The sequence below is a fragment of the Bradyrhizobium sp. USDA 3262 genome (genome assembly GCF_054060035.1).
The window spans coordinates 560,513-587,016 of sequence record NZ_JBSSCT010000001.1; the positions used below are offsets into that span (position 1 = coordinate 560,513).

A 26,504-nucleotide genomic window follows, 5' to 3' on the forward strand; every position below is an offset into this window, starting at 1 on the left:
CGTCATCCCCGCGCAAAGGCTTCGCCTTTGTCGCTGGAGGAGCGCGTAGCGCGTCTCGAAGGATGCACGGCCCGGCTGGTGGCCGTCGACCTTTCGAGACGGCCGCTTCGCGGCCTCCTCAGGGTGACGGTGTGAGAGTTGTAGCGAGTGGCTTCCCAACGTCGTCGTCCTGGCGAAAGCCAGGACCCATAACCACCGAATTCGATTGAGCGTGCGATAGTGGCCCCAGCGTCACACAACAACAAGCGGTTGGGGTAATGGGTCCTGGCTTTCGCCAGGACGACGGTGAATACATTCACATTCTCTCAGGGTGACGGGGAGAGATCTGAATGCACTCGGCGCAGCCCTAATGCAGCGTGCCCGACGCCTGCGGTGCGGCTTGCGGCGCGGCGGTCTTGCCTTTCTTCGCCTTGCGCCAGTTCTCGAAACTCTGCACCACGACGAAGAACGCCGGCACGAACAGCACGGCGAGGCAGGTCGAGGCGATCATGCCGGAGAACACGGTGATGCCGATCGACTTGCGGGCGCTGGCGCCGGCGCCGGTCGCAAGCACCAGCGGCAGCACGCCGAGGATGAAGGCAAACGACGTCATCAGGATCGGCCGGAATCGCGCGCGCGCCGCGTCGATCGCCGAATCCAGCACCGACCGTCCGTCGCGCAGATGACGTTCCAGCGCGACCTCGACGATCAGGATCGCGTTCTTGGCCGACAGCGCGATCAACAGGATGGTGCCGATCTGGGTGTAGAGGTTGTTCTCGATATTCAGGCTCAGCAGCACCAGCGTCGGGCCGAGCAGCGACAGCGGCACGGCCAGGATCACCGAGATCGGCGCGTACCAGCTCTCATATTGCCCGGCGAGCACGAGATAGACGAGGAGCAGCGCCAGCGCGAACACATAGTAGATCTGGCTGCCGACCTCCTTCTCCTGGTACGACATCGCCGTCCACTCGAAGCCCGAGCCGGGCGGCAACGTCTTTGCCGCGATCTCCTCCATCAACGCCATCGACTGGCCGGACGAGTAACCCTGCGCCGGCAGCCCGATGATGGAGGCGGATGGATAGAGGTTGTAGAGGCTGATCAGCGACGGTCCGATCGAGGGCGTGATCTTGGCGACCGTGCCAAGCGGGATCATGTCGCCGTTGCTGTTGCGCACCATCATGTTCTCGATGTCGCGCAGGCTCAGGCGGTACTGTGCCTCGGCCTGGGTATAGACCTGGAAGGTGCGGCCGAACTTGGTGAACTGGTTGACGTAGCTGGCGCCGAGATAGGTCGACAGCGCCGCGAAGATCTGGTCGGGGGTGACGTGCAGGGTCTGCGTCTTGATGCGATCGACGTCGACGTCGAACTGCGGCACCATCGAGCGGAACGACGACTGGACCCGCTGCAGCGCGCTCTGGGTCTGCGCATTGGCCACGATCGCGCCGGTGACCGCCTGCAGCTTGCCGTAGTCGGCATTGCCGTCGCGCAGCTCGACCTGCATGGCAAAGCCGGCGGCGTTGCCGATGCCCTGGATCGGCGGCGGCGGGATCACCAGGATGCGCGCCTCCGGGATCACCGCGAGCTTGTCGTTGAGCCCGTAGACCAGCGAACGCAGATCCTCGCCCGGCCCGCGCGCGCCCCAGTCCTTCAGGATCAGATAGGCGACGCCGGCATTGGCGAGGCTCGAGGAGTTGTCGAGCGCGGAGATGCCGGCGATGCTGACCACCTGGTCGACGCCGGGGGTCTTGCCGGCGATCCTGGTGACCTCGTCGAGCACGTGCTGGGTGCGGTCGAGGGCCGCGCCGTCGGGCAATTGCACCGCGGCGAGCAGATAGCCCTGGTCCTCGATCGGAATGAATCCGGTCGGCACCCGCGACAGGCCGTAGCCGGCGAGCCCGATGATGACGAGCGCAACGGCGACCGAGGTCTTGGCATGCCCGGCGATGCCGCTGACCAGCCGTGTGTAGCCGCGCTCCAGCCGGTCATAGACCGCGTTGAAGCCGCGATAGAAGAAATTGCGCTGCTCGGGCGGAGCGGGAGGACGCAGCCATAGCGCGCACTGTGTCGGCTTCAGCGTCGCGGCGTTGACGGCGCTGAGCAGCGCGGTGGCGGCGATCACCAGCGCGAATTGCGCGTACATCCGCCCGGTCAGCCCGGGCAGGAACGCCGCCGGCAGGAACACCGAGATCAAGACCAGCGTGATGCCGACGATCGGCGCGAACAATTCGTCCATCGCCTTGATCGCGGCGTCGTGGCCCGACATGCCGCGCTCGATATTGTGCGCCGCGCCCTCGACCACGACGATGGCGTCGTCGACCACGATGCCGATCGCCAGCACGATCGCAAACAACGTCGACAGGTTGATGGTGAAGCCGAGCGCCGCCATGGCCGCGAACGCGCCGATGATCGTGACCGGCACGGTGGTGGCGGGCACCAGCATCGCCCGCCAGTCCTGCAGGAAGACCAGGATCACGACCAGCACCAGGAGGCCGGCCTCGAACAGGGTCTTGTAGACCTCCTCGATCGAGGCGTTGACGAATTTGGTGGTGTCGAACGGCGTGTCGTATTTGATGTCCTGCGGGAACTGCTTGGCGAGCTCCGCCATCTTCTTCTCGACGGCCTTCTCGACCTGCAAGGCATTGGCGCCCGGCGACTGGAACACGCCGATGCCGGTCGCGGGCTTCTGGTTCAGCGAGAATATCTGGCTGTAGGTCTGCGCGCCGAGCTCGACCCAGCCGACGTCGCGGACCCGGGTGACGTCGCCGACATTGCCTGACTTGACGATGATGTCCTCGAACTGGCTCTTGTCGTCGAGCCGGCCGTTGACGTTCAGCGTGTACTGGAACGCCTGGCCCGCCGGCGTCGGCGGCGCGCCGACCTGGCCGGCGGTGACCTGCTGGCTCTGCTGCTGGATCGCCTGGATGACGTCCTGCGGCACCAGCCCGCGCACCTGCAGCTTGTTCGGATCGAGCCAGACCCGCATCGAATATTGCCCGGCGCCGAACACCGTGACGTTGCCGACACCCGGAAGGCGCGACAGCTCGTCCCGGATGTTGATGGTGGCGTAGTTCGACAGGAACAGGCTGTCATAGGTCTTGTTCGGCGAGGTCAGCGTCACGAACAGCAGGATCGAGGTCGACCGCTTCTGGACCGTGACGCCCTGGTTCTGCACCGAGGTCGGCAGCTGCGACAGCGCGCTGGAGACACGGTTCTGCACCAGCACCTGCGCAAAATTGAGATCGGTGCCGATCTTGAAGGTCACCGTCAGCGTATAGGTGCCGTCGGCGCCGCTGTAGGACTGCATGTACAGCATGTCCTCGACGCCGTTGACCTGCTGCTCGATCGGCAGCGCCACGGTGTCGACCACGGTCTTGGCCGAGGCGCCGGGATAGCGCGTCGTCACCTGCACCGTCGGCGGCACCACGTCGGGATATTGCGCGACCGCGAGATTATACAGCGCCACGCCGCCGATCAGGATCATCAGGATCGCGATGACGTTGGAAAGGACCGGGCGCTCGATGAAGAATTTCGAGATCATGGCGCGTGCGTCCTATTTGGCGGCTGTCGGCGCCGCGTCGGCCTTCTGCACCTGCGGATCGACCTTCTGCCCGGGGATCGCGCGTAGCAATCCGGCGGTCACGACGCGGTCATCCCCCTTCAGGCCGCTCTCGATGACGCGCAGCCCCTCATCGAGCGGGCCGGTCGTCACCTTGCGCTGCTCGACCACATTCTCGGCATTGACGACCAGCACGTAGCGGCCGGCCTGGTCGCTGCCGATCGCGACGTCAGGCACCAGCAGCGCGTTGTCCTGCTTTTCGAACGGCACGCGAACGCGGACATAGAAGCCGGGCAGCAAGGTCCGGTCCGGATTTGCGAACACGCCGCGGACCGCGAGCGTGCCGGTCGACTGGTTGAGGGTCGGCGAGATGTAATCGAGCTTGCCCTTGTGCGGAAAGCCGGTCTCGGTCTGCAGGCCGACCTCGACCGGCAACTGCCTGAGTTCGTTGACCGTCAGGCCACGACGGCGCGCTTCATCCCGCACCCGCTGCACGTCCTGTTCGTTGACGTTGAAATTCACATAGATCGGGTTGAGCTGCACGATGGTGGCAAGCTGGGTCGGCGACGCCACGCCGACCAGCTCGCCGACCGAGACCAGGTGATTGCTGACGATGCCGTCGAACGGCGCGGCCACGTTGGTGTAGCCGTAGTTGACCGCCGCGATCTTGGTGTTGACCTGGGCCTGCTGCAGGCTGGCCTGGGCGTTGTCCCGGGTCGACGTCGAGGTATCAAGGGTCGCCTGCGAGACCGCCTGCCGCTGCACCAGATCGGTCTGCCGCTTGAAGTCGAGCTCGGCCTGCTTCAGCGTCGCCTGCGCGCCGACCTCTGCGGCCTGCGCCTGTTCCAGCTTCAGCTTGTAGGTCTCCGGCTCGATCGTGAACAGCGTGGTCCCCGCCTTCACGAAGGAGCCGTCCTGATAGTTGATCGTCTGCAGGAAGCCCTGCACGCGCGCGACCAGATCGACGGTCTGGATCGGCGCGGTGTTTCCGGTGGCGTCCAGATAACGCGTGATGGCGCGCTGCACCGGCGGCGCAACCTCGACCTTGGGCGGCGGCGGCGCAACAAAACTGTTTTGCTCGCAGGCACTTAAACTGACGAAGGCCGATATCACGAACGCGACGCGCGCAAGCGGTGCATTTCGCAGCCGCACAAAACTGCTCCGACCGAAATGTGCCGACGCGCGCGCATGCCTCATTTCCGAGCCTCGATTCAAATGACTAAATTTAAAGATCTCGTGACGGGCAAAAAATCCGCCTGCTTCATCCATAGCAACAATCCGCTTGCAGCGGAACTCGAAAGCGAAAATGATGTCGCGCGCCGAGGTTGTTACAACAAGACTTTTTCAGAACTCAGTTCAGTTGAGCCGGATGCCTCCGGCGCGACCAGAGGATTTATTCAGATGATCAATGCGTTGACACGAGCAACGAAGCTGTCCGCATGTCTTGCGCTTGCGGCATTCATGAGCACCGCACCGGCCTTGTGGCAGGCGCCGACCCAGGCGCAGCGCGACGCCATCAAGTCGCAATGCCGCAACGACTACATCGCCCACTGCTCCAGCGTTCCGCCAGGCGGCGAAGCCTCGCTGCAATGTCTGCAGAAGAACATGGCAAGCCTCGGCGCGGGCTGCGCCAGCGCGGTGAAGGCCGTCGAAGCGCCGGCCGCCGCACCGAAGGCAGACACCGCGCCGGCGGCGGCCAAGACCGAAGCTGCTCCCGCGGCAACGGCCAAGCCTGCCACCGAAGCCGCCGCACCGAAGGCGGCCGGGACGCCGTCCAACGCGCAGATCTCCGCGATCCGCAGCGCATGCCGCTCCGATTATCCCAAGGTTTGCGCGGGCGTGCCGACCGGCGGCGCGCCGGCGCTGCAGTGCCTCGAAAAGAACAAGGGCAAGCTTTCGCCGGCCTGCGAGAAGGCCGTGGCCGCCGCTGGTGGCGGTGCCGCCGCGCCGGCCCGCGGGCGCTGCAGCGACGACGGCAGCACCAGCCGCGGCGCCGGCCGTGATCGCGTTGCGGCCGCTGCGGCCGCGCGAAGAGCTGCTCGTGCTGCGCTCGGCCTGCGGCGCCGACGTCCGCTCGATCTGTGGCGGCGTCCAGCCGGGCGGCGGGCGGATCGTGCAGTGCCTCGCGACCAATGCCGGCTCGCTGTCGCCGGCGTGCCGCGACGTGCTGGCGCCGTTCGCGGCGCGGTAATCCTGTTGTCACGCGATCGACCGGAAAAGGGGAGCGAACAATGCTGCGCATTATCCTGACCGCCGCGCTGCTCTGCGGCGCAACCGCCGTCTGCGCCCAGGAGCTGACCACCGCGCAACGCGACGCCTGCATGGGCGATTACGAGAAGTTTTGCAAAAGCGTGACGCCCGGCGGCGGCCGCATCATCGCCTGTCTCGCCAAGCAGAGCGACAAGCTGGCGCCCGCCTGCAAGAAGGTGCTGGCGGAAGCGGAGAAGAAATAGCCGCGCAGGCGGTGAGACGACATGTGCCCGGCGATTTGCCGGGCACGGAACCGTAGCACCTTGTTGCCACCCACACCCGGGAGAGGGAATTTCATGCGTTCAATATTGCTGATCGCCGCCGCCCTGCTGTCCTTTGCCGCGACCATGACCTTTGACTCCTCCGACGCCAACGCGGTCGTTTGCGCGCGCGGCGTCTATCGCGCCGGCTGCGCCGGTCCCAACGGTGCGGTCGTCGTCCGCAAACCCGTCGCCGCCGGCTGCCGCTGGGTATGGGTCGACGGGGTCAAGGTCCGCCGCTGCTACTGAGACTTTCAGCCCAGGCGGCTAGTCGCCGCGCGCATTTTCCCTCTGGCGTTCCCGTCGGAGGGTGATTAGTCTGGATCCAAATTGTAAGTACACTGTCAATCTGGGAGGCAGACGTTGCGGATCGCCGTGATCGGCGGAGGGCCCGGCGGGCTCTATTTCGCCTATCTCTGGAAGAGGCGTCATCCCGACGCCGAGATCGACCTGTTCGAGCAGAACGCGGCCGGCGCCACCTGGGGCTTCGGCGTGGTGTTCTCCGAACAGGCGCTGGACTTCCTGCGCGCCGACGACCCCGAGACGGTCGACGCCATCGCCCCGCTTATGGAGAGCTGGAAGAACATCACCCTCAATCTGCGCGGCGAGAGCGTCGAGATCGACGGCGTCGGGTTCTCCTCGATCGGCCGGCTGGCGTTGCTGACGATCCTGCAACAGCGCGTCCGCAGCACAGGCGTCACGCCGCGCTTCGACACCGTCGTGCAATCGGTCGATGAGCTCAGGGGTTACGACCTGATCGTCGCCGCCGACGGGCTGAACTCGATGGTCCGCCGCGGCTATGAGTCCGCCTTCGGCGCGTCGGTCTCGCATTCCTCAAACAAGTTCGCCTGGTACGGCACCACGAAAACCTTCGCAACACTGTCGCAGACCTTCGTGGCGACCGAGCGCGGCAGCTTCAACGCCCATCACTATCGCTATGCGAAGGACATGAGCACCTTCCTGGTCGAGTGCGATGCGGCGACCTGGGCCGCCTACGGCTTCGCCGATAAGAGCATCGAGGAGTCGCAGGCGATTTGCGAAGACGTATTCGCCGCGACGCTGGACGGCCACCGGCTGATCTCGAACAAATCGGTGTGGCGCAATTTCCCGTGGATCTGGAACGAGCGCTGGTCGCACGGCAACATGGTGCTGATCGGCGACGCCTTGCATTCGGCGCATTTCTCGATCGGCTCGGGCACGCGGCTTGCGATCGAGGATGCGATCGCGCTGACCAAGGCGCTGGAGACCGAGAGCGGCATCGCCGCCGCGCTTGCCCGCTACGAGAGCGAGCGCAAGCCGATCGTGAAGAAGCTCGTCACCGCGGCGCGGACCAGTGCCGACTGGTACGAGCATTTCCCCGCGCACATGACGCTCGATCTGATGGATTTCGCCTACAGCTACATCACCCGCTCCGGCCGGATCGATGACGCGCGGCTGCGCGCGATGTCGCCCGCCTTCATGGCCCGCTACGCAGCCGCAAAGGGACAATCATGACTGGGATCGCCGACCAGGTTCCGCTGGACAATCCCGGTGCGCGCGAGATCGGCTTTACGATCCCCGAACGCTACAATGCGAGCGGCATCCTGTTTGACAATCTCGGCAACGGGAATGCCGAGCGCCTGGCGCTGACCGGCCCGGCCGGTACGCGGACCTATCGCGAGCTCTGCACTGAGGCCGCACGCTGGGGCCACGCCTTCCGGTCGCTTGGACTGCAGCGCGGCGACCGCGTCCTGCTGTTCCTCGACGACACCCCGGCCTATCCCGCGGCATTCTTCGGCGCGGTGCGTGCCGGCTTCGTGCCGCTCTTGATCAACACGCTGACCACGCCCGAGCTGCTGCAATTCTATCTGTCCGACGCCGGCGCGCAGGTCGCGGTCACCGATGCGGAATTCTGTGCGCGCTTCAACGCGGAAGCCTGCAAGGACACGCCGCTACGCACGCTGGTCGTGGTCAACGGCGCCGCCGGCGATCACGCCGTCGCCGAGGCGCGCAACGCCGGCGACTGGCTGCAAGGATTTCCGATCGAGCTCGACGCGGCCGACACCCACCGCAACGAGATGGCGTTCTGGATGTATTCGTCGGGGTCGACCGGCCGTCCCAAGGGCATCGTGCATCTGCAGCACGACATGGCCTATAGCGAGCGCGCCTTTGCCCGCAATGTGCTGAAGCTAGAGTCCGGTGATATCTGCTTCTCGGTGCCGAAGATCTTCTTCGCTTACGGTTTCGGCAACTCGATCACGTTTCCCTTCTCAATCGGCGCCGCGACGCTGCTGCTGCCGGGCCAGCCGAAGCCGGCCACGATCTTCGCGGCGATCGGGCAATATCGCCCGACCGTGTTCTTCGGCCTGCCGACGCTCTACATCTCCCTGACAAAGGCCGAGGGCGCCGACACTGCCGATTTCTCCTCGCTGCGGATGGCGGTCTCAGCCGCCGAGGTGCTGTCGGCCGATGTGTTCAACGGCTGGAAGCGGCTCACCGGGCTCGAGATCATCGAAGGCCTCGGCTCGACCGAAGTGCTGCACGTCTATCTCAGCAACCGCGCGGAGCGAAAGAAGCTCGGCGCCGCGGGCCTGCGCGTGCCCGGCTACGAGATCATGCTGCGCGACAGCGACGGCCGCGAGGTCGGCGACAATGAGGAAGGGATCTTGTGGGTGCGCGGCGATTCCGCGACCCCACTGTACTGGAACCGGCCGGACAAGACCGCCGAGACCGTGCGCGAGGACGGCTGGATCTACACCGGCGACCGCTTCATGCGCGACAGCGACGGCTTCCACTTCTTCCGCGGCCGCGCCGACGATCTGATCAAGATTTCCGGCCAGTGGGTCTATCCGCTCGAAGTCGAGCTCTGCCTCGCCGATCACCCCGACGTCCGCGAATGCGCCGTCTACGCCGCCGAATTGCCTGACCGGCGCATGACGCTGCGCGCCGTGGTTGTCATGAACAAGGCCGGCTTCGACACGGCCGAAGCGACGCGGCGGCTGCAGGATTACGTCAAGACAAAGCTGTTGCCGTACAAATACCCGCGCGAGGTCAAATTCATCGACGAGCTGCCGAAGACCGGCACCGGCAAGATCGACCGGCAGGCGGTGATGCGAATGTGAGTGCGCAGACTGCGCAACACTGCCGCCACACATTCGATGTCGTCCCGGCGAAAGCCGGCAACTGTTATGTTGGTTTGGTCTGTAGGTACGGCTTTCGGTCTCGCATCATGGCATTGAGGACCGTGAGCAGCTTCCTGGCGACGGCGATGAGGGCGAGTTTGGCTGGTTTTCCGGCCTGTCGCAGTCGTGCATAGAAGGCCTTGAACGGATCAGCTCTGCGAACTGCGTTGAGGGCCGCCATATAAAGGGCGTCACGAACGCGCTTTCGGCCGCCCGCAATCTTGCGCTTGCCGCGGAAGGTGCCGCTGTCGACGTTGAAGGGAGCAAGGCCAGCGAGCGCTGCGAGTTGTTTCGGTCCGACCCGCCCGAGTTCCGGCATCTGCGCGATGAGCTGCATGCAGGCCACGGGACCCACGCCGGGCAGCGAACGCATTAACTTCGCATCGTCCGCGATCTCCGCTTCGGCTTTAATCAATGCGCTGATGTCGGCCTCGATCTCGGCGATCTCGCTGTCGAGGACCTCGATGAGGCGGCCAATGCGTTCGGCCATGGCGCGATCGTCGGCCTCGCTGCGCCGGTTCTTCTCCTGGGCGCGCATGAGGACCAGCTGATCCCGCCGTTTTGCAAGCCTCGCCAAGGCGCCCCGTGCAGGATCGGCGACCTGCTCGGGGGCGGGCTGCATGGCCCGCGCAAAGGCCGCCAGCATCCGCGCATCGATCGGATCGGTCTTGGCGAGTAGGCCGCTAGCCCGTGCAAAGTCGCGGGCACGGGCCGGGTTGATCCGTGCGAACTGGATCCCGGCCTGACGCAGCGCCTCGCGAAGCGCGAGGTCATAGATACCCGTCGCCTCGAAGACGACCAGCGCATCGCATTGCCAACGCGCCACCTGCTGTGTGATGGCCTGTGTCGCGTTGGCAATGCGCCTCGGCACGCCGTCAGCCTCATCAAAGATATCGAGGTGGTTTTTGGAGATGTCGATTCCGACGTAACGAAGAGCTATGATCACGGTGCCTGTCCCTGTGATGCGAGGTCTGTTTGGCGCAGCCTCGTGCAACTGTTCAGGTTGATAGATGGAACGGGCGGGAGACCGAGCCGGCTCACGGCGTCAAGCGCCAAGGACCCAACGGCTTCCCGCCCACCCTCATCCTGACAGACTTCCAAGACACAGGGACCCATAACCACAAATGTGTGTGGCGCGAGGGCTGGAGCCCCAACCTGCCACAACAGCAGCCATCGGTGGTTATGGGTCCCGGATCGCGCTCGCTACGCTCGCTTGTCCGGGACGACGAGTAAGTAGCTAGCTGCCCAGCCGCGTCCCGCCATACCGCCACGCGATTCAGCGTCGTCCCGGCGAAGGCCGGGACCCATAACCACAAATATTTGCGGCGCAAAGGCTGGGGCCCCAGCCTGCCATCACAACAGCCTTCGGTGGTTATGGGTCCCGGATCGCGCTTCGCTTGTCCGGGACGACGAGGGAGAATGCGGCGAGCATGCCGCGTGTATCGACCGTCGGCAGTTACGCCTTAAGCCCTGTCCCGCCATAGAGCCACGCGATATCGTCACACCACTCGGCCTGCGACTTCGCGCTCATGATCGCGTTGCGGATGCGAGCGTGCTCACCTGCGGGATGGTAGACGTGTTCGCCGATCGCGCGTGACATCAGTTGCACGCGCGCGGTGCGCGGGAAGCGTTGCGCGCTGTAGGCTTCGAGCGCCGCTGTCTGGTCATCGTGACTGGCCAGCATGTGCGACAGACAGACCGCGTCCTCCATCGCCTGGCAGGCGCCCTGCGCGAAATATTGCAGCATCGGATGCGCGGCGTCGCCGAGCAGCACCACGCGGCCGTCGATCCATTGCCCGTTCGGATCGCGGTCGCACAGCACCCAAAGCTTCCAGTTGGTGCCGTGGCGGATGATGTTCTGCGCCCGCTCATGGACGTGGGTAAAACCCTTCATCACCTCGGCTTCGGACACCGGCTTGCCCGCGACCGGCTCCGGCGCATTGTTGTGATAGGTGACGACGAGGTTGAACACCTTCCAGCCCGACAGCGGGTAATGCACGATGTGGCATTTCGGGCCGGCCCACAACGTGGCCGCGTTCCAGCGCAGATCCTCCGGCATCTGCTCGGTCGGAATCACCGAGCGATAGGTGGTGTGGCCGGAGACGCGCGGCGGGCCGTCCGCCGTGACCTGCTTGCGGATGTTCGACCACAAGCCATCGGCGCCGATCAGAAGACGGCCGGTGATCCGCTCGCCACCCGCGAGCTTTACCGTCACGGACGAGCCGTCCTGCTCATAGCCGGTCACCTCGCTGGACACGCGCAGCTCGATCAGTTCGTGGCTTTGGCACGCGCGCAGGAACACGCCGTGCAGATCGCCGCGGTGCACCACGGCATAGGGATTGCCAAACCGCGCGCGAAACGCATCGCCGAGATCGATGTGGGTGATCTCGTCGGCGGTCAGCGCATCCATCAGCCGCAGCTGATCGATATAGACCGCCATGTTGCGCGCGGCCTCGCCGACGCCGAGATAGTCGAAAGCGTGGAACGCGTTCGGGCCGAGCTGGATGCCGGCGCCGATCTCACCGAGCGCGGCAGCCTTCTCCAGCAGGATCGAGCGGATGCCCTTCTGCGCGAGGCCGAGCGCCACGGCGAGGCCGCCGATGCCGCCGCCCGCGATCAGGACAGGTCTCGTCTCCGCCATCAGCCCGACCTCCCGAGATGTTCGAGCGCATCCTCGGCGCGCAGCGGCACCCGCGACGCCTCGTTGTTGAGGTCGACCAGCTGGGTCAACAGCGCCAGCAACGTCTTGCGGTCGGCCGGCTTCAGCGGCTGCAGCATTCGCGCCTGTGCCTTGTCGACCGAGGGCATGATGTCGCTCAGCACCGCCGCGCCGGCCTTGGTAAGATAAAGCAGCTTGACCCGCTTGTCCTCGGGCGCAGGCTTGCGCACGATGAACTCCTTGGCCTGCAGCCGCTCGATCACGTTGCCGAGCGTGGAGCGGTCGAACGCGATCACCGCCGAGAGCCTTGTGGCGTCGATGCCGGGATGGGTCGAGATCGTGACCAGCGCGGCATATTGCACCGGCGTCAGGTCGAACAGCTTGCACTCCTCGATGAACAGCGCGACCGCGATCTGCTGCATCCGCCGGAACAGGTAGCCGGGCGCGGTGTAGACCGCGTCCATCGTGACGGGCGTTGGCTTGCTATTCGGCATCGGGTTGCTTGTCCGGGGCGGCGTCGGCAAACGCCTTGATTTGCTTTGCCGCGGCCTCGGCCTTGAGCAGACGCGGATAGGCTGAGACGTCGACGCCGAAACGCCGCGCATTGGCGAGCTGCGGCACCAGGCAGAGATCGGCCAGCGTCGGCGCATCGCCAAAGCAGAACGGGCCGGCTTCAGCCGCGATCAGGGTCTCGCAGGCCGACAGTCCCTCGCGATTGGCCCAGGCCGCCCATTCCGTCACCTGCGCTTCGGGCAGGCCGAGCTGACGCAGCCGCGCCAGCACCTTCAAATTCTGCACCGGATGGGTATCGCAGGCGATCGCCTGCGCAAACGCCCGCACCTTGGCGCGCCGCAGCGGATCGTTCGGCAGCAGCGGCGGATTGGGATTGGTCTCGTCGAGCCATTCGATGATCGCGAGCGACTGGGTGAGGATCGCGCCAGCATCGCTCTCCAGGGTCGGCACCAGCCCCTGCGGATTGATCGCGAGATAGGCCGGCGCGCACTGCTCGCCCTTGCGCAAATGATGCGGCAGATGCTCCGACGTGAGCCCCTTCAGATTGAGGGCGATCCGGACCCGGTAGGACGCGCTGCTGCGGAAATAGCCATGCAGCTTCATCGGAACCTCCCTTGCAGTATTCTGGTTTGACGCATTTTCTTGACGCGAACCGGTATCGACTTCGCTCGAAAACGCTTTGGCTTGATTGACGCTAGCCATATTGTCAGTATACTGTCAATTAAATTGCACCGACAAGAATGATGGGAGGCTTGCCATGGAAGCCGTGCAGAAGACCCCGGAGCGCGAGGCATTCTACAAGAAGATCGACGGCCAGAACCTCTCGGCGCTGTGGAACGTGATGAACGATCTGATCACGCCGGAGCCGAAAAGCGCCTGCCGTCCGCATCTTTGGAAGTTCGACCAGATCCGCGACTACATGAACGAGGCCGGCAAGCTGATCACGGCCAAGGAGGCCGAGCGCCGCGTGCTGGTGCTGGAAAATCCCGGCCTGCGCGGCCAGTCCAGGATCACGACATCGCTGTTCGCGGGCGTGCAGATGGTGGTGCCGGGCGACATCGCCCCCGCCCATCGCCATGCCCAATCGGCGCTGCGCTTCGTGCTCGAGGGCAAGGGCGCGTTCACCGCTGTTGACGGCGAGCGCACCGCGATGTCGCCGGGCGACTTCGTCATCACGCCGTCGATGACCTGGCACGATCATTCCAACGAAACCAATGAGCCGATGTTCTGGCTCGACGGGCTCGACATCCCGATGGTGCAGTTCTTCGACTGCTCGTTTGCCGAAGGCGCCAAGGAGGACCAGCAGTCGATCTCCAAGCCGGCCGGCGCAAGCTTCGCGCGTTACGGCCACAATCTGCTGCCGATCGACCAGAAGCGGACGTCGAAGACCTCGCCGATCTTCAACTATCCCTATGAATACACCCGCGAGGCGCTGGAGAAGGCCAAGGTCAGCGACGAATGGGACGCCTGCCACGGCCTGAAGCTGAAGTTCTCCAATCCCGAGACCGGCGATTTCGCGATGCCGACCATCGGCACCTTCATCCAGCTGCTGCCGAAGGGTTTCAAGACCGCACGCTATCGCGCAACCGATGCGACCGTGTTCGCCGCGATCGAGGGCAAGGGCCGCACAAGGGTCGGCGACCAGACCTTCGAGTGGGGACCGCGCGACCTGTTCGTGGTGCCCAGCTGGCACTGGGTCACCCACGAGGCCGATGCCGACTCCGTGCTGTTCTCGTTCTCCGACCGCCCGGTGCAGCAGAAGCTCGACCTGTTCCGCGAGGACAGGGGGAACGCGTAACGATCGTCTGCGCAAGGCACGCAGCGCCCACCCCACGTCGTCCCGGCGAAGGCCGGGACCCATTACCACCAATCTCGATTGGTTGAACGCGTTGGGGCCCCAGCCTTTTTCCAACAACCACGTCCTGTGGTTATGGGTCCCGGCTTTCGCCGGGACGACACCTTGTGTGTGGCGGCAGGCCGCTCTCACCGCCAGTGCAGCAGACGTGTCTCGAGCAAATTGATCAGCTTGCCGACCGCAAGCCCGAACAGCGACAGGATCACGACGCCGGCGAGCAGCTGATCGGTCTGCATCAGATTGCCGGCCTGCAGCACGAAGGCGCCGATGCCGTATTGCGCGCCGATCATCTCGGCGCTGACGACGAGCAGCAGCGCGACCGACGCGGTGATGCGGAAGCCGGCGAGGATCGAGGGCAGCGCGCCGGGCCAGATCACGCGGCGCACGATGGCGTGGAACGGCACGTTGAAGCTCTGCGCCATCCGGATCAGATTGCGCGGCACCGCATCGACGCCGCTATAGACCGAGATCGCGGTCGAGAAGAACACGCCAAGCGCAATGGTCGCGATCTTCGGCTCCTCACCGATCCCGAGCCACAGAATGAGCAACGGCAACAGCGCGATCTTCGGGATCGGGAACAGCGCCGAGATGAAGGTGATGCCGACGCCGCGTGCCATGGTCGACAGCCCGATCGCGAAGCCGACCACGACGCCGGCGGCCGTGCCGATGAGCCAGCCGGTGCCGATCCGCATGATCGACCACGACAGGTGCTGCCACAGCGCGCCCGACATCGCGAGCTTATAGATCGCAACCGCGATCGCCGACGGCGCCGGCAGGAACAGCGGATTGACCCAGCCTGCGCTGCCGGCGAACTGCCAGACCGCGATCACAAGCGCGAGCGCGATCCAGCCGGCATGGCGGCCGCCGCCAGGCGTGAAGCCGGCGCCGCGAAACGCGACGGGACGCGTCGCCTCCGCCGATTGGTCTTTCGTTTCCCGCGGCGCGCGGTCAAGCATGCTGGACCTCGCGTTCGGCATCGATCGCCTCCTTCCGGATCAGCGACCACAGCTCGCTTTGCAGCGCGGCCATCGGCCCGCGCGCGTCCATCGTGCCGCGCTCGGCGCGCGTCATCGGGATGGCCACGATTTCCCGGATCCGGCCAGGGCGGCGCGACAGCACCACGACGCGATCGGCGAGCCGCACCGCTTCCTCGAGATTATGCGTGACATAGACCGCGCCCATCGCGCCGTCGGCGAGCAGACGCACGAAATCCTCCATCAGGAGCTCGCGAGTCTGCGAATCCAGCGCCGACAGCGGCTCGTCCATCAGCAGGATCGCGGGGCGAACCGCGAGTGCCCGCGCAATGCCGACGCGCTGGCGCATGCCGCCGGACAGCTGCTTGGGATAGGCGGCGCGAAAATCCGACAGCCCGGTGCGGCGCAGCGCATCGTCGACCACGGCGCGGCGCTCACCGGCGCTCAAGCCCGTATGCAGCAGCGGAAACGCGACGTTCTCCTCGACCGTGTTCCACGGCAGCAGCGCAAAATCCTGGAACACGAAGGTCAGGGGATTGAGGCTATCAGCCGGCGCCGCGCCGCGCAGCTCGGCGGCGCCTGCAGCTGGCCGCAGCAGGCCGCCGAGGATCGACAGCAGCGTGCTCTTGCCGCAGCCGGACGGACCGACGATCGCGACGATCTCGCCGGCGCGCACCGTGAAGGAGACATCGTCGAGCACGTCGAGCGCGCCGAAGCGATGGCTGATATGGTCGGCGATCAGGTCCATGTCACCGTGATCTCCGTGTCGATCCGTCATCCTGAGGAGCGCGAAGCGCGTCTCGAAGGATGAACGGCCCCGATGCAGCAGTTCGGCCGTCGACCCTTCGAGACGCCGCTGCGCGGCTCCTCAGGGTGACGGGGTCAGAATGGTGCACACGTCGCGACATCAATCCGCCTTCACATAGTCCTTGGCGATGATTGCATTCGCGTCAAAGCCCTTATCCACAAAGCCCTGCCCCTGCAGCCATTTGATCTGGTTGTCGAGGTTCTTCACGTCGAGCTTGCCGTCGGGATCGATATAGGCGCAATTGCCGACCACCTGCGCGACCGGCAGGTTGGTGTATTTGGCGATGATCTCGAGCAGCGGCCTGGTCTTGTCGTTGATCGGCGCCACGCCGTCCTTGATCGCAGTCAGGATCACGTCGTGATATTCGTGGTCGGCGCGGGTGAGCGCGGTGAGCAGCCTGGTTACCAGCGGTGCGTTGGTCAGCGCCTTCGGCGACGCGAAGATGGCCCCTAACTGCCACGGCGTCTCGTCGCCAACCCAGCCGAGCAATTTCGCGCCGTTGGAATCCATCAGCGTCCGCGCGGTCGAGACCGGCAGCAGCGCGGCGTCGACGGTTTCGCCTTTCAGCGCCGCGGCCGCGTTCGACAGCGACTGCAGCGGCACCACCTTCACGTCGGACAGCTTGAAGCCGTATTTGTCGGCGAGCAAGCCGAGCGAATAATGGAAGCTGGAGCCGACCTGGGTCACCGCGACGCGCTTGCCCGCCAGATCCTTCGGCGTCTTGAGGCCGCTCGCATAGGCGTTGTTGCTGGCGAAGTAGCCGATCAGGGGATAGCCGGCCTTCTCGCGGCTCATGCCGCCGATCACCTTCAGCGTGCCCTTGCCGGCCAGATTGTAGAGGCCCGCGGTGACGGCGGTGATGCCGAAATCGACATCGCCCGACGCGGTCGCAACCGCGATCGGCTGCGCCGCGTCGAAGAACTTCAGCTCGACATCGAGCCCGGCGTCGCGGAAATAGCCCTTGTCCTGCGCGATGAACACCGGCGCCGAGGACGACAGTCGCAAGACGCCGATCTTCGCCTTCAGGAGATCATCGGCCCGCGCGATGCCGCTCGCGGCCCACAGCAGGAGACCCGCGAGTGCGAGCCGCGCCCAACCCTTCATTGCCGTCTCCACTCATAATCCTTCAGGCAGGGCCTGATCGCGGCCGATGAACGCGCCCTGTTTGCCAAGCTGTTGTTGCAACTTTTCGACGGAAATGTCGCGCGGAATCGTATTGCCCGACAGCGCGAGTGCGGCCGCGGTTCCCGCCGCCTCGCCCATCACAAAGCAGGCACCGGAGACGCGCGCCGCCGATTGCCCTTCATGGGTCATCGACGCGCAGCGGCCGGCGACCAGGAGATTGTCGACGCCCTCCGGTACCAGCATGCGGTACGGCAACTCGTTGTAGCCGCGGCTCTCCGGGATCGGCGGAAACTCGAAGATCACATCACCCGGCACATGGGATTCCTTCGGCCAGCCGTTGACGCCGATCGAATCCTCGAACGAGGCGCAGCCCAGCACATCCTCGCCTGACAGCATGTAGCCGCCGATCACACGCCGCGTCTCGCGGATGCCGAGCTGCGGCGGCAGATCGACGATGTAGGAATTCTCGAAGCCCGGCACCGTGCGCAGGAACTTGAACGCTTCGACCGCCTGGCGGCGCCCCTCGATCTCGCCGCGCGTCATGTCGTCGGGATCGATGCCGGAGATGGCGCCGCCGTCGCTGCGCGTCACCTGGGTGAAATTCACCCGCCATTCGATCTGCGATTTCTGCGGCCGCACGATGGCGGATTTGCGCGGGAATTGATGCGTGCCGGCGGCCTCGGCCTTTGCCATCCGCTCCGGGATGGTGCGCCATGCATCGCCGGCCTTCGCCGGATCGATGCCGTTGAGGCGGAACATCATCGAGGGGTAGAGCATGCCGCCCTGGTTGTCGCCGACCTCATGGGGCGCACCCGCCCATACCGCGAGATCGCCGTCACCGGAGCAATCGATGAAGATGCCAGCGCGCACGGCCTGCCGGCCGGCCTTGGTTTCCACCATCAGCGCACGAATCTGCGAGCCGTCCATGACGACGCCGGCGCCGAGCGCGTGGAACAGAATGTCGACCTTGTGATGTGCCAGCAGATCGTCGGCCGCGATCTTGTAGGCCGCGGTGTCGTAAGCCTGCGCAAGAATCTTGCCGAGGATCAGATGCGGCGCGTTCAGGCCGCCGAGCCGGTCGATCCGCGCCAGCAGGTCGGAGGCGATGCCCTGCACCACGCGGTGCATCTCGCCGAAGATGTTGGCGTGCAATCCGCAGAAGTTGGTCACGCCGGCCGCGGTGCCCATGCCGCCGAGAAATCCGTAGCGCTCGATCAGGAGCGTCCGCCGTCCGGCACATGCCGCGCCGACCGCTGCCGCGATGCCGGCCGGTCCGCCGCCGAGCACCACCACGTCATATTCGCCATAGACTGGGACCTGCCGCGCAGGTTCTTCGATCGTGCTCGCTCGCATCATTTCCGCCCTGAACAAAGTTGATTGGGCCAACTATGAATTGATGCAGATTGCAGTACAATCCACCAAATTATGTAATCAGCTTTCGCGAATCGAGAAAGGCTCGAGCAAGGCAGATGGATACGCTCGTCAATCTCGAAGCCTTCCTCGCCACCGCCGATGCCGGCGGCTTTTCGGCCGCGGCGCGCAAGCTCAATATCGCGACATCCGTCGTCGCCAAGCGCGTCACCCAGCTCGAGGAGCGGGTCGGCACCGCGCTGTTCCACCGCTCGACCCGCCAGTTGCGGCTGACCGAGGCCGGGCAGCGATATGTGCATCGCGCCCGTGGCGTGGTTGCCGATGTCGGCGATCTCTTGTCGCGGATGGGCGAGAAGCAGCGCGACCTCTCCGATCATCTGCGCGTCAAGGCGCCGACCTCGCTGACGGTTGCGCGGCTCGCCGATGCCTTCACGATCTTCCAGAAGCAGAACGGAAGCGTGAAGCTCGAGATCGTGATGATCGATCGCCCGGTCGATCCCGTGACCGAAGGTTTCGACCTCGCGATCGGCGCCTTCCCGCATTCCTTTGGCGGCGTCGTCGACGAGCCTTTGTGCCGGCTGCCGCGCCTTGTGTGCGCCTCACCGGCCTATCTGAAGAAGCACGGCACGCCGAAGCATCCGCGCGACCTGGTCGATCATCGCTGCCTCAGCTTTCTGCCGACCGGACCGGAATGGCCATTCGAGGGACCGCGCGGCCGCATCAATATCCAGGTCCGCCCGATTCTCTCTTCGAACGAAGGCCGCGTGCTGACGCAAAGCGCGATCGCCGGCAACGGCATTGCGCTGCTCTCGCATTATCTGGTCGCGGACGCGCTGCGCGACGGCGCGTTGCAGCCGGTGCTCACCGACTTTCCGATCCCGGAATTGTGGGTCAAGGCCGCCGTTCCCGAGCGCCGCATCGATGCCGCCGCAGTGCAGGCTCTGCTGAAGACATTGAAAAGATCGCTGTCGCAGCCGCTGTGATGCGACGCCGGCCTTGCCGTTGGCATGCCGACCTGAGACGAGGACGCGAAAGGATCGCCCGCTTGAAACTCCTGATCTCAATGTCGTTTGGTCTCATCATCGTTGCGACACCCGCGGCGGCGATCGAGACCTGCCGCTTCATTGAGGCCAAGGCGGAGCGCGAGGCCTGCTATCATCGGCAAGAGCAGGAACTTGCGGCGAAGCGCAAGCCCGAGCCGCCGGTGACGCGGTCGAGCGAATCGAGGACATTCGATCAGCTGCAGCAGATGCGCCGCGACGACGAAGAGGTCTATCGCAGCATGCGCGGCATCTGCCGCGGCTGCTGAGCTTACGCGGCGCCGCCCCAGCGGCCGGCGCGCTTCTCGGCGAAGGATGTAAGCCCTTCGGCAGCTTCCGCGGTCTGCCGCTTGGCCGAATGCAGATGAACGAGGCGTTTGTAGGCCGCATCGTCCACCGCCATGCCGCCGAACGAGCTTTCCATCGCGAGCTTCTTGGTCTCGGCCATCGCGTCCGGCGCATTGCCGAGCAGCTGCTCGACGACCCTGGCGCCGGCGCTTTCGAGATCGGCTGATGGCACCACCTCATGGACGAGGCCGATGCGGCGGGCATCCTCGGCGCCGAACCGTTCGGCGGTCAACGCATAGCGGCGCACCTGGCGGACGCCGATCGCGTCGCAGAGCTGCGGGATGATGATCGCCGCGGTCAGGCCCCAGCGCACCTCGGTGATCGAGAACAGCGCATTGTCGGCCGCGATCACGATATCGCAGGCCGAGATCACGCCGGTGCCGCCGCCGAAGCAGCCGCCCTGCACCAGCGCCACGGTCGGCACCGGCAGCGTGTTGAGGCGCTGCACCGCCTCGAAGGTGGCGCGCGATGCCGCCTCGTTCTCCTCGAACGATTTCGGCCGGACGCCGTTGATCCATTTCAGGTCGGCGCCGGCCTGGAAATGCTTGCCGTTGCCCTTCAGCACGACGACGCGCACCGGTTTGGTCGAGAGATCGTCGATCGAGGCCAGCACGCCCGCAATCAGCGCGCCGTCATAGGCATTGTTGACCTCGGGACGATTCAGCGTGACGGTCGCGACCCCGCGCGCATCGAGGCTCCACAGGACTGGGCTGGCCGACATGACGTTGCTCCCTCGTTCGGCATTGCTGTTGTCTTGTACCAGCCTTGCACTATGGCGAGAGCAGATGCCCTGATCCATCACTTTCGAGCGCGCGCGACCGCGCCACGCGCATGACGGGTTGCGCGATGCCCCGCGCTTGTGGAAACTGACGGGGCACGTTGCGGAGAATTGTTCCACTCATGCGTATTTGCATTTTCGGCGCGGGCGCCGTCGGCAGCCACTTCGCAGTCCGGCTCGCGCGCGCCGGCCATGATGTGGCGTGCGTGATGCGCGGGCCGCATCTCGACGCGGTCAGAACCAGCGGCCTCACGCTGAAGGTCGGCGATAGCAGCGTCACCGCGAAGGTGAAGGCCTCAGCCGATCCTGCCGATCTGGGGCCGCAAGACATCGTCATCAGCACACTGAAGGCGACCGGCATCGGCGCGCTCGCAGCCGGGCTCCCGCCGCTGCTTCAGCGCGACACATCAATCGTGTTCGCGCAGAACGGCATTCCCTGGTGGTACGATCTCGGCCTGCCGCCGCAGCATCCCGCGATTCCCGATCTCGGCTTCCTCGATCCCGGCGGGCATTTGCGCAGCGCCGTCCCGAAGGAGCGGATCATCGGCGGCGTGATCTTTTCCTCCAACGAGGTGGTCGCGCCCGGCGTCGTCGCGAACCTGTCGCCGGACCGCAACCGCCTCCTGATCGGTGAATGCGACGATCGGCAGAGCGAGCGCATCGCCCGCCTGCGCGCGGCGCTCAGCGACGCCGCGATCGAATCGCCCGAGGTCAAGGAGATCCGCGAGACGATCTGGTCGAAGCTATTGACTAACATGTCGATGTCGGTGCTCTGCCTGTTGACCGGGCTGACCGCGCGCGGCGTCCGCGACGATCCCGACATGCAGGACGTGATCCCGCGCCTGCTCGACGAAGCCAATGCGGTGGCGACACGCTATATCCCCGCCGTCAAGCGCGTCACCCGCAGCGGGCCGGCGCCGGACCACAAGCCATCGATCCTGCAGGATTACGAACTCGGGCGCGCCATGGAGATCGATGTGCTGGTGCGCGCACCGGCGGCATTTGCCCGCGCAGCCGACATTTCGACCCCGATGCTCGACCTGATGGCCGCGCTCGCAATCCAGAAGGCGCGTGACAAGGGCCTGTATCAGGGCTGACAATCCGACCCACCACGATAACAAGCAGGGACATCGAACCATGCAAGTCAAGGACAAGGTCTGCGTCGTCACCGGCGGCGCGAGCGGGATCGGCGAAGCGGTGGCGCGGGCCTATGCGGACGCCGGTGCGCGCGGCGTCGTGGCCGCCGATCTCAAGACCTCGCGCGACAGGCTCGCCAGCGTCGCCGGCGATATCGACGGTCTGGCGGTCACCGCCGATGTCGGGCTCGAGGAGGACATCAAGGCGTTGATCGCCGCGGCCGAGGACAAATATGGCCCGGTCGACGTGTTCTTCTCCAATGCCGGGCTGTCGCGCAAGGGACAAGAAACCGCGTCCGATGCCGACTGGGATGTGAGCTGGCGCGTGCATGTGATGAGCCACGTGTTCGCGGCGCGCGCGCTGGTGCCCGGCATGCTCGCGCGCGGCTCCGGCTATCTCATCAACACTGCATCCGCCGCGGGGCTGTTGGCCTCGCTGAACTCGATGCCATACGGCGTGACCAAGAACGCCGCGGTCGCGCTCGCCGAACACCTCGCCATCCAGTATGGCGATCGCGGCATCCGCGTCTCCGTGCTCTGTCCGCAATCGGTGCAGACGGGGATGACCACGCCGGGCCCGAGTGCCGCGCGCGTTGACGGCGTGCTGCAGCCGGGCGAGGTCGCGCGCATGGTGATCGAGGCGATGGCCGAAGAACGTTTCCTGATTCTCTCCCATCCGCAGGTGCAGGAATACATGCAGCGCAAGGCCACCAATCGCGAGCGCTGGCTGTCCGGCATGCGCCGTCTGCGCGACCGGATCTATGGCGGGGCGGCGTCGTAACAATCTCGCCGTCATTGCGAGCGAAGCGAAGCAATCCATATCGCCACTTGCCGAGAAATGGATTGCTTCGTCGCGGAGCCTGTCATCCGGCGGCGCCTTGCGCCGATCGGGTGGCTCCTCACAATGACGAAGTCATTACTTTTGATCAGGCGCGAACCCTTCGAGCATACCGCGGTATTTTTTCGCCGCGGGCGACGCATAAGCACCGCGACGTGACGTCGTCAGCTTGAGGCCGACAAGCGCTTCCGCCTGCTTCACCGCTGCGGCCACGCCGTCGACCACAGGCGCGCCGAATTGCACCGACAGCTCATGGGCAAGATCGGCCATGCCGGCGCAGCCGAGCACGATGGCGTCCGCACCCTTGTCCAGCGCGCGGGCGATCTCCGCCTCCAGCCTCGGTCTGGCGCCCGAGCCCGGCTGCTCGAGATCGAGCACCGCGACATCGCAGGCGGTGACCACCGCTCGGTCGGCAAAGCCGTAGCGGCGGACCAGCTCCTCCAGCGGCACGATCGAGCGCGGCAGCGTGGTGACGATGCCGATGCGCTTGGCGATCTGTCCGGCGGTGACCAGCGCCGCCTCACAGATGCCGACTACGGGGTAGCGCGCCGCCGACCGCGCGGCATCTAACCCGGTGTCGTCGAAACATGCGACGATGCCGGCATCGGCATCGGGCGTCTTCAGCAGCGCCTCGATCAGCCCGGGAACGGCGAAGGCCTCGTCATAGAAGCCCTCGATCGAGGCCGGTCCCATCGCAGATGTGACGGCGACGATCTCGGTGCTAGGTGCGGCCACCGCCCGCGCGGCGGTCGCGACGGTCGCGGTCATCGACGCGGTGGTGTTGGGATTGACGATCAGGATCCTGGTCATGTGTTTCGACTCACGAATGCTTCGCCGCCCAGCCCGCGAAGGCATCGAGCACCTCGGCCATCACCTCGTGGTCGTCGCGGCCGGAGCGCTTGAGGACATGGAAGGAGTGATCGGCCTCCTGCACCAGATGCAGCGTCGCACGCGCCCCCAATCCCTTCACCACGGGCTCGAGCAGATCGAGCTCGGCCAGCGCATCGCGCGTGCCCTGCAGGAACAGCATCGGGACCTTGACCTCGGCGAGATGCTTGGCCCGCTCGCTCGACGCCCTGCCGGCGGGATGCAGCGGAAAGCCGAGGAACACCAGTCCGCGCACGCCGGCGAGCGGCGCCCTGGCCTGCGCCTGCGAGGTCATGCGTCCGCCGAACGACTTGCCGCCGGCGAACAGCGGCAGTTCGCCGCAATGACGCACGGCTTCCGCCACCGCGGCGCGCACCGTTGCCTGCGCGACGGCGGGCGGATCGGGCCGCTTGCTGCCCTTCTCCATGTAGGGAAACTGATAGCGCAATGTCGCGATGCCGCGCTCCGCCAGGCCCTCCGCGATCACGGCCATCGACGGATGCGTCATGCCGGCGCCGGCGCCATGGGCAAACACATAGGCGCTACGGGCCTGCGCCGGCCGCAGCAGCAGCGCGGACACCGTGCTGTCGTCCGAGACAGTGATCGAAAGCTGTTGTGCAGCTGACGCGTTCAAGATGACATCTCGAAGAATTGTTGCTCCGTTACTTCTAGTCGCAGGCCTCGATGCGCGCAAATGCCGCCGCAACCGGCACGCCGCAAGTGAACTGGCTCACAGCCAGCCAACGTTTCCTTTGCAACATTTCCGTTGTTAGACCAAGCGCCGCCACTGTAGGATGGCGCACACCGCATCACACGCTTAACGCGAACTCGTTTTTCGGCGAATTTTAACATCTCGTCCATATGAGGCGCGGGTACCGCGAATTGGGGGAACGGGGCATGCCTCGCAAGACGATATTCGTCATCGGACTGTTGATTGTCGCCGGCGTCCTCTATTTCAAGGACGATATCGAGACGGTCGCGAGCGGCTTCCGCGTCAAGGTCGTCGACTACCAGCCTCCGGCAAAGACCGTGTGGCTGGATCAGAATGTCAGCGCGGAGCGGCTGCGCTGGTTCTACCACGCCGACCAGGGCACGCGAACCTTCGGCATTCCCCATGAATGGTTCATGGCGCTGGAGCAGCCGACGGTCTGGCCGCTGTTCACGGCGGCGCCGCGACTCAGCGAGACCAATTATCTCGGCCGCTTCGGCTTTATTCCCGACACGGTGATTCCGGGCAAACCCGATGCGCTGCCGATCGGCTTTGCGCAGGGCGGCCCGATGGCCGATGCCAACGGCGCGCCATGGCGCAACCCGCACAGCAAGGCCGACATGACCGGCGTAGGGCTGACCTGCGCCGCCTGCCACACCGGCAGCTTCAGCTATCGCGGCACCGAGATCGTGATCGACGGCGGGCCGGCCAACACCAATCTGTTCGAATTCCAGAAGAGTGTCGGCGTCTCGCTGCTGCTGACGCGGTTCTGGCCGGGGCGCTTCTCGCGCTTTGCCGACGAGATCCTCGGCAAGGATGCCAGCCTCGACGAACGCATGGCGCTGCGCGGCCAACTCGATCTCGTGCTGAAGCAATACGCCAACATCAATTCGCTGGAGAACAAGGTCGCCGCCAACAGCGTCGAGGAAGGCTATGCGCGGCTCGACGCGCTGAACCGGATCGGCAACCAGGTGCTCTCGATCGACCTGAACAACCCGAACAACTACGCCTCGCATTCGGCGCCGGTGCATTTCCCGCGAATCTGGAACGCACCGTGGTTCAGCTGGGTGCAATATGACGGCTCGATCATGCAGCCGATGGTGCGCAATGCCGGCGAGGCGCTCGGCGTCAGCGCCGAGCTCAACCTGCTCGACGAGTCCAAGGGACTTTACAAATCGAGCGCGCGGATTGACGTGCTGCACGAGATGGAGCGAATGATCGCCGGCGAGCCGCCCAGCGAGGACAAGGGTTTTGGCGGACTTGCGTCGCCGAAATGGCCGGAGAACATCCTGCCGCCAATCAACATGGATCTCGCGAAGAAGGGCGGCGAGCTCTACAAGACGCATTGCCAAGGCTGCCACGGCCCGGCGATCGACAGCAAGGCGCTGCCCGCGAGCGAAGCCTTTGCGCTGTTCAAGGACAAGAAGCGCTGGATCAAGAACGAGGCCGGCCAGCCGCTGCTCGATGTCGAGATGATTCCGATCAGCCATATCGGCACCGACAGCGCGCAAGCCGAAGGCCTCGCGCACCGCACCGTCGAAACGCCGGCCAATCTGAACATCAAGGACGGCAGTTTCGGTCCGGCGCTCGGCGACCTCGTCGAGAAAACCGTCGACTATTGGTACGATCAGAACAAGGTCCCGCCTGAGGATCGCAAGCGCATCAACGGCTACCGGCCGAACGAGATCCAGGCGCCGCTCGCCTACAAGGTCCGGCCGCTCAACGGCATCTGGGCGACCCCGCCCTATCTGCACAACGGCTCGGTCCCGACCATCTACGCACTGCTGTCGCCGGTGAAGGACCGTCCCACAACCTTCTATCTCGGCAGCCGGGAGTATGATCCCAAGGATCTCGGCTATGTCTGGAAGGACAAGATCAAGAACGCCTTCATGCTCGACACCACCAAGCGCGGCAACAGCAATTCCGGACACGAATTCTCCAACGAGAAGCGCACCGGCGTGATCGGGCCGGAGCTGAAGGAAGACGAGCGCCGCGCCCTGATCGAGTTCATCAAGACGCTGTAGGCCCCGAACGGGCTGCGCCCCCTCTCCCGCTTGCGGGCAGGGCTATCGCATATGCCACTTGGCGACCGCGCAAGTGCTTGGCCTCGTGGTTCGAGACGCGCCGCAAGCGGCGCTCCTCACCATGAGGGTCTACTATTGTGCCGCAAAACAAGACCTCATCCTGAGGAGCCCGCCGAAGGCGGGCGTCTCGAAGGATGGCCACGAGGACACCGCCACGAAATGCGATAGCCCTGCGCTTGCGGGGGAGGGAGCG

Annotated in this window: 23 protein-coding genes and 1 pseudogene; 11 read left to right on the plus strand and 13 right to left on the minus strand. The window is 65.3% G+C overall.

What is annotated here, in order from left to right:
• Window positions 1-346: 346 nt before the first annotated feature.
• Together ACVWYP_RS02680 and ACVWYP_RS02685 are read right to left on the minus strand one after the other, a co-directional pair.
• A complete protein-coding gene (locus ACVWYP_RS02680; RefSeq protein WP_304497633.1) occupies window positions 347-3,517 on the minus strand; it encodes an efflux RND transporter permease subunit in 3,171 nt (1,056 codons plus the stop codon).
• Window positions 3,518-3,529: 12 nt separating this feature from the next.
• A complete protein-coding gene (locus tag ACVWYP_RS02685; protein ID WP_304497634.1) occupies window positions 3,530-4,687 on the minus strand; it encodes an efflux RND transporter periplasmic adaptor subunit in 1,158 nt (385 codons plus the stop codon).
• 249 nt (window positions 4,688-4,936) lie between these two features.
• Here ACVWYP_RS02685 and ACVWYP_RS02690 point away from each other — a divergent pair.
• From ACVWYP_RS02690 to ACVWYP_RS02710, 5 genes and pseudogenes are all read left to right on the plus strand, one after another.
• Window positions 4,937-5,726 (plus strand): annotated as a pseudogene (locus ACVWYP_RS02690) (cysteine rich repeat-containing protein).
• 40 nt (window positions 5,727-5,766) lie between these two features.
• Window positions 5,767-5,988, plus strand: coding sequence for a cysteine rich repeat-containing protein (locus ACVWYP_RS02695; protein WP_304497636.1), 222 nt, complete (start codon window positions 5,767-5,769; stop codon window positions 5,986-5,988).
• Between the two features lie 93 nt (window positions 5,989-6,081).
• Window positions 6,082-6,294 carry a hypothetical protein gene (locus tag ACVWYP_RS02700; RefSeq protein WP_304497637.1) on the plus strand — a complete coding sequence of 71 codons (213 nt, stop codon included), beginning with the start codon at window positions 6,082-6,084 and terminating at the stop codon, window positions 6,292-6,294.
• 114 nt (window positions 6,295-6,408) lie between these two features.
• Window positions 6,409-7,539: an FAD-dependent monooxygenase gene (locus ACVWYP_RS02705; protein WP_304497638.1), complete on the plus strand. Its 1,131-nt coding sequence runs from the start codon at window positions 6,409-6,411 to the stop codon at window positions 7,537-7,539.
• A complete protein-coding gene (locus ACVWYP_RS02710; RefSeq protein WP_439711128.1) occupies window positions 7,536-9,146 on the plus strand; it encodes a benzoate-CoA ligase family protein in 1,611 nt (536 codons plus the stop codon). The genes ACVWYP_RS02705 and ACVWYP_RS02710 overlap by 4 nt, the downstream gene beginning before the upstream one ends.
• A 64-nt stretch (window positions 9,147-9,210) precedes the next feature.
• On the opposite strand, the gene ACVWYP_RS02715 is transcribed toward ACVWYP_RS02710, so the two are convergent.
• From ACVWYP_RS02715 to maiA, 4 genes are all read right to left on the minus strand, one after another.
• A complete protein-coding gene (locus tag ACVWYP_RS02715) occupies window positions 9,211-10,152 on the minus strand; it encodes an IS110 family transposase (RefSeq protein ID WP_369525591.1) in 942 nt (313 codons plus the stop codon).
• A gap of 510 nt (window positions 10,153-10,662) precedes the next feature.
• Window positions 10,663-11,847 carry a 3-hydroxybenzoate 6-monooxygenase gene (locus ACVWYP_RS02720; protein WP_304497640.1) on the minus strand — a complete coding sequence of 395 codons (1,185 nt, stop codon included), beginning with the start codon at window positions 11,845-11,847 and terminating at the stop codon, window positions 10,663-10,665.
• A complete protein-coding gene (locus tag ACVWYP_RS02725; protein WP_304497641.1) occupies window positions 11,847-12,359 on the minus strand; it encodes a MarR family winged helix-turn-helix transcriptional regulator in 513 nt (170 codons plus the stop codon). The genes ACVWYP_RS02720 and ACVWYP_RS02725 overlap by 1 nt, the downstream gene beginning before the upstream one ends.
• Entirely contained in the window at window positions 12,349-12,981 is a 633-nt protein-coding gene (maiA, locus tag ACVWYP_RS02730; protein ID WP_304497642.1) for a maleylacetoacetate isomerase, read from the minus strand. Before maiA ends, ACVWYP_RS02725 begins: the two co-directional genes overlap by 11 nt.
• A gap of 154 nt (window positions 12,982-13,135) precedes the next feature.
• Between maiA and gtdA the strand changes: the two genes are divergently transcribed.
• Window positions 13,136-14,176: a gentisate 1,2-dioxygenase gene (gene gtdA / locus ACVWYP_RS02735; RefSeq protein ID WP_304497643.1), complete on the plus strand. Its 1,041-nt coding sequence runs from the start codon at window positions 13,136-13,138 to the stop codon at window positions 14,174-14,176.
• 185 nt (window positions 14,177-14,361) lie between these two features.
• Here gtdA and ACVWYP_RS02740 read toward each other — a convergent pair whose 3' ends face one another.
• The 4 genes from ACVWYP_RS02740 to ACVWYP_RS02755 all read right to left on the minus strand — a co-directional run bounded on the left by ACVWYP_RS02740 (window position 14,362) and on the right by ACVWYP_RS02755 (window position 18,493).
• Window positions 14,362-15,189 carry an ABC transporter permease gene (locus tag ACVWYP_RS02740; RefSeq protein ID WP_304500421.1) on the minus strand — a complete coding sequence of 276 codons (828 nt, stop codon included), beginning with the start codon at window positions 15,187-15,189 and terminating at the stop codon, window positions 14,362-14,364.
• Window positions 15,182-15,955 carry an ABC transporter ATP-binding protein gene (locus ACVWYP_RS02745; protein WP_304497644.1) on the minus strand — a complete coding sequence of 258 codons (774 nt, stop codon included), beginning with the start codon at window positions 15,953-15,955 and terminating at the stop codon, window positions 15,182-15,184. Before ACVWYP_RS02745 ends, ACVWYP_RS02740 begins: the two co-directional genes overlap by 8 nt.
• Window positions 15,956-16,114: 159 nt before the next feature.
• On the minus strand, window positions 16,115-17,119 hold the full coding sequence (locus ACVWYP_RS02750; protein ID WP_304497645.1) for an ABC transporter substrate-binding protein: 1,005 nt from the start codon (window positions 17,117-17,119) through the stop codon (window positions 16,115-16,117).
• Window positions 17,120-17,131: 12 nt separating this feature from the next.
• Complete coding sequence (locus ACVWYP_RS02755; protein ID WP_304500422.1) at window positions 17,132-18,493, minus strand: FAD-dependent oxidoreductase; 1,362 nt, start codon at window positions 18,491-18,493, stop codon at window positions 17,132-17,134.
• A gap of 116 nt (window positions 18,494-18,609) precedes the next feature.
• Between ACVWYP_RS02755 and ACVWYP_RS02760 the strand changes: the two genes are divergently transcribed.
• Window positions 18,610-19,494 carry a LysR family transcriptional regulator gene (locus ACVWYP_RS02760; protein WP_304497646.1) on the plus strand — a complete coding sequence of 295 codons (885 nt, stop codon included), beginning with the start codon at window positions 18,610-18,612 and terminating at the stop codon, window positions 19,492-19,494.
• A 62-nt stretch (window positions 19,495-19,556) separates the two neighbouring features.
• Window positions 19,557-19,820: a hypothetical protein gene (locus tag ACVWYP_RS02765; protein ID WP_304497647.1), complete on the plus strand. Its 264-nt coding sequence runs from the start codon at window positions 19,557-19,559 to the stop codon at window positions 19,818-19,820.
• A 2-nt stretch (window positions 19,821-19,822) separates the two neighbouring features.
• On the opposite strand, the gene ACVWYP_RS02770 is transcribed toward ACVWYP_RS02765, so the two are convergent.
• The gene (locus tag ACVWYP_RS02770) at window positions 19,823-20,620 is read right to left on the minus strand and encodes an enoyl-CoA hydratase-related protein (RefSeq protein WP_304497648.1); all 798 of its coding nucleotides are present in this window, start codon (window positions 20,618-20,620) and stop codon (window positions 19,823-19,825) included.
• 179 nt (window positions 20,621-20,799) lie between these two features.
• Between ACVWYP_RS02770 and ACVWYP_RS02775 the strand changes: the two genes are divergently transcribed.
• Both ACVWYP_RS02775 and ACVWYP_RS02780 read left to right on the plus strand, forming a co-directional pair.
• On the plus strand, window positions 20,800-21,774 hold the full coding sequence (locus tag ACVWYP_RS02775) for a ketopantoate reductase family protein (RefSeq protein WP_304497649.1): 975 nt from the start codon (window positions 20,800-20,802) through the stop codon (window positions 21,772-21,774).
• 40 nt (window positions 21,775-21,814) lie between these two features.
• Complete coding sequence (locus tag ACVWYP_RS02780; protein ID WP_456683982.1) at window positions 21,815-22,594, plus strand: SDR family oxidoreductase; 780 nt, start codon at window positions 21,815-21,817, stop codon at window positions 22,592-22,594.
• A gap of 135 nt (window positions 22,595-22,729) precedes the next feature.
• On the opposite strand, the gene ACVWYP_RS02785 is transcribed toward ACVWYP_RS02780, so the two are convergent.
• Both ACVWYP_RS02785 and ACVWYP_RS02790 read right to left on the minus strand, forming a co-directional pair.
• A complete protein-coding gene (locus ACVWYP_RS02785; RefSeq protein WP_304497651.1) occupies window positions 22,730-23,461 on the minus strand; it encodes an aspartate/glutamate racemase family protein in 732 nt (243 codons plus the stop codon).
• A 10-nt stretch (window positions 23,462-23,471) separates the two neighbouring features.
• Window positions 23,472-24,152, minus strand: a complete 681-nt coding sequence (locus tag ACVWYP_RS02790) for an alpha/beta hydrolase family protein (protein ID WP_028341837.1) — start codon at window positions 24,150-24,152, stop codon at window positions 23,472-23,474.
• Window positions 24,153-24,415: 263 nt separating this feature from the next.
• Between ACVWYP_RS02790 and ACVWYP_RS02795 the strand changes: the two genes are divergently transcribed.
• Window positions 24,416-26,251 carry a c-type cytochrome gene (locus tag ACVWYP_RS02795; protein WP_304497652.1) on the plus strand — a complete coding sequence of 612 codons (1,836 nt, stop codon included), beginning with the start codon at window positions 24,416-24,418 and terminating at the stop codon, window positions 26,249-26,251.
• Window positions 26,252-26,504 lie beyond the last annotated feature (253 nt).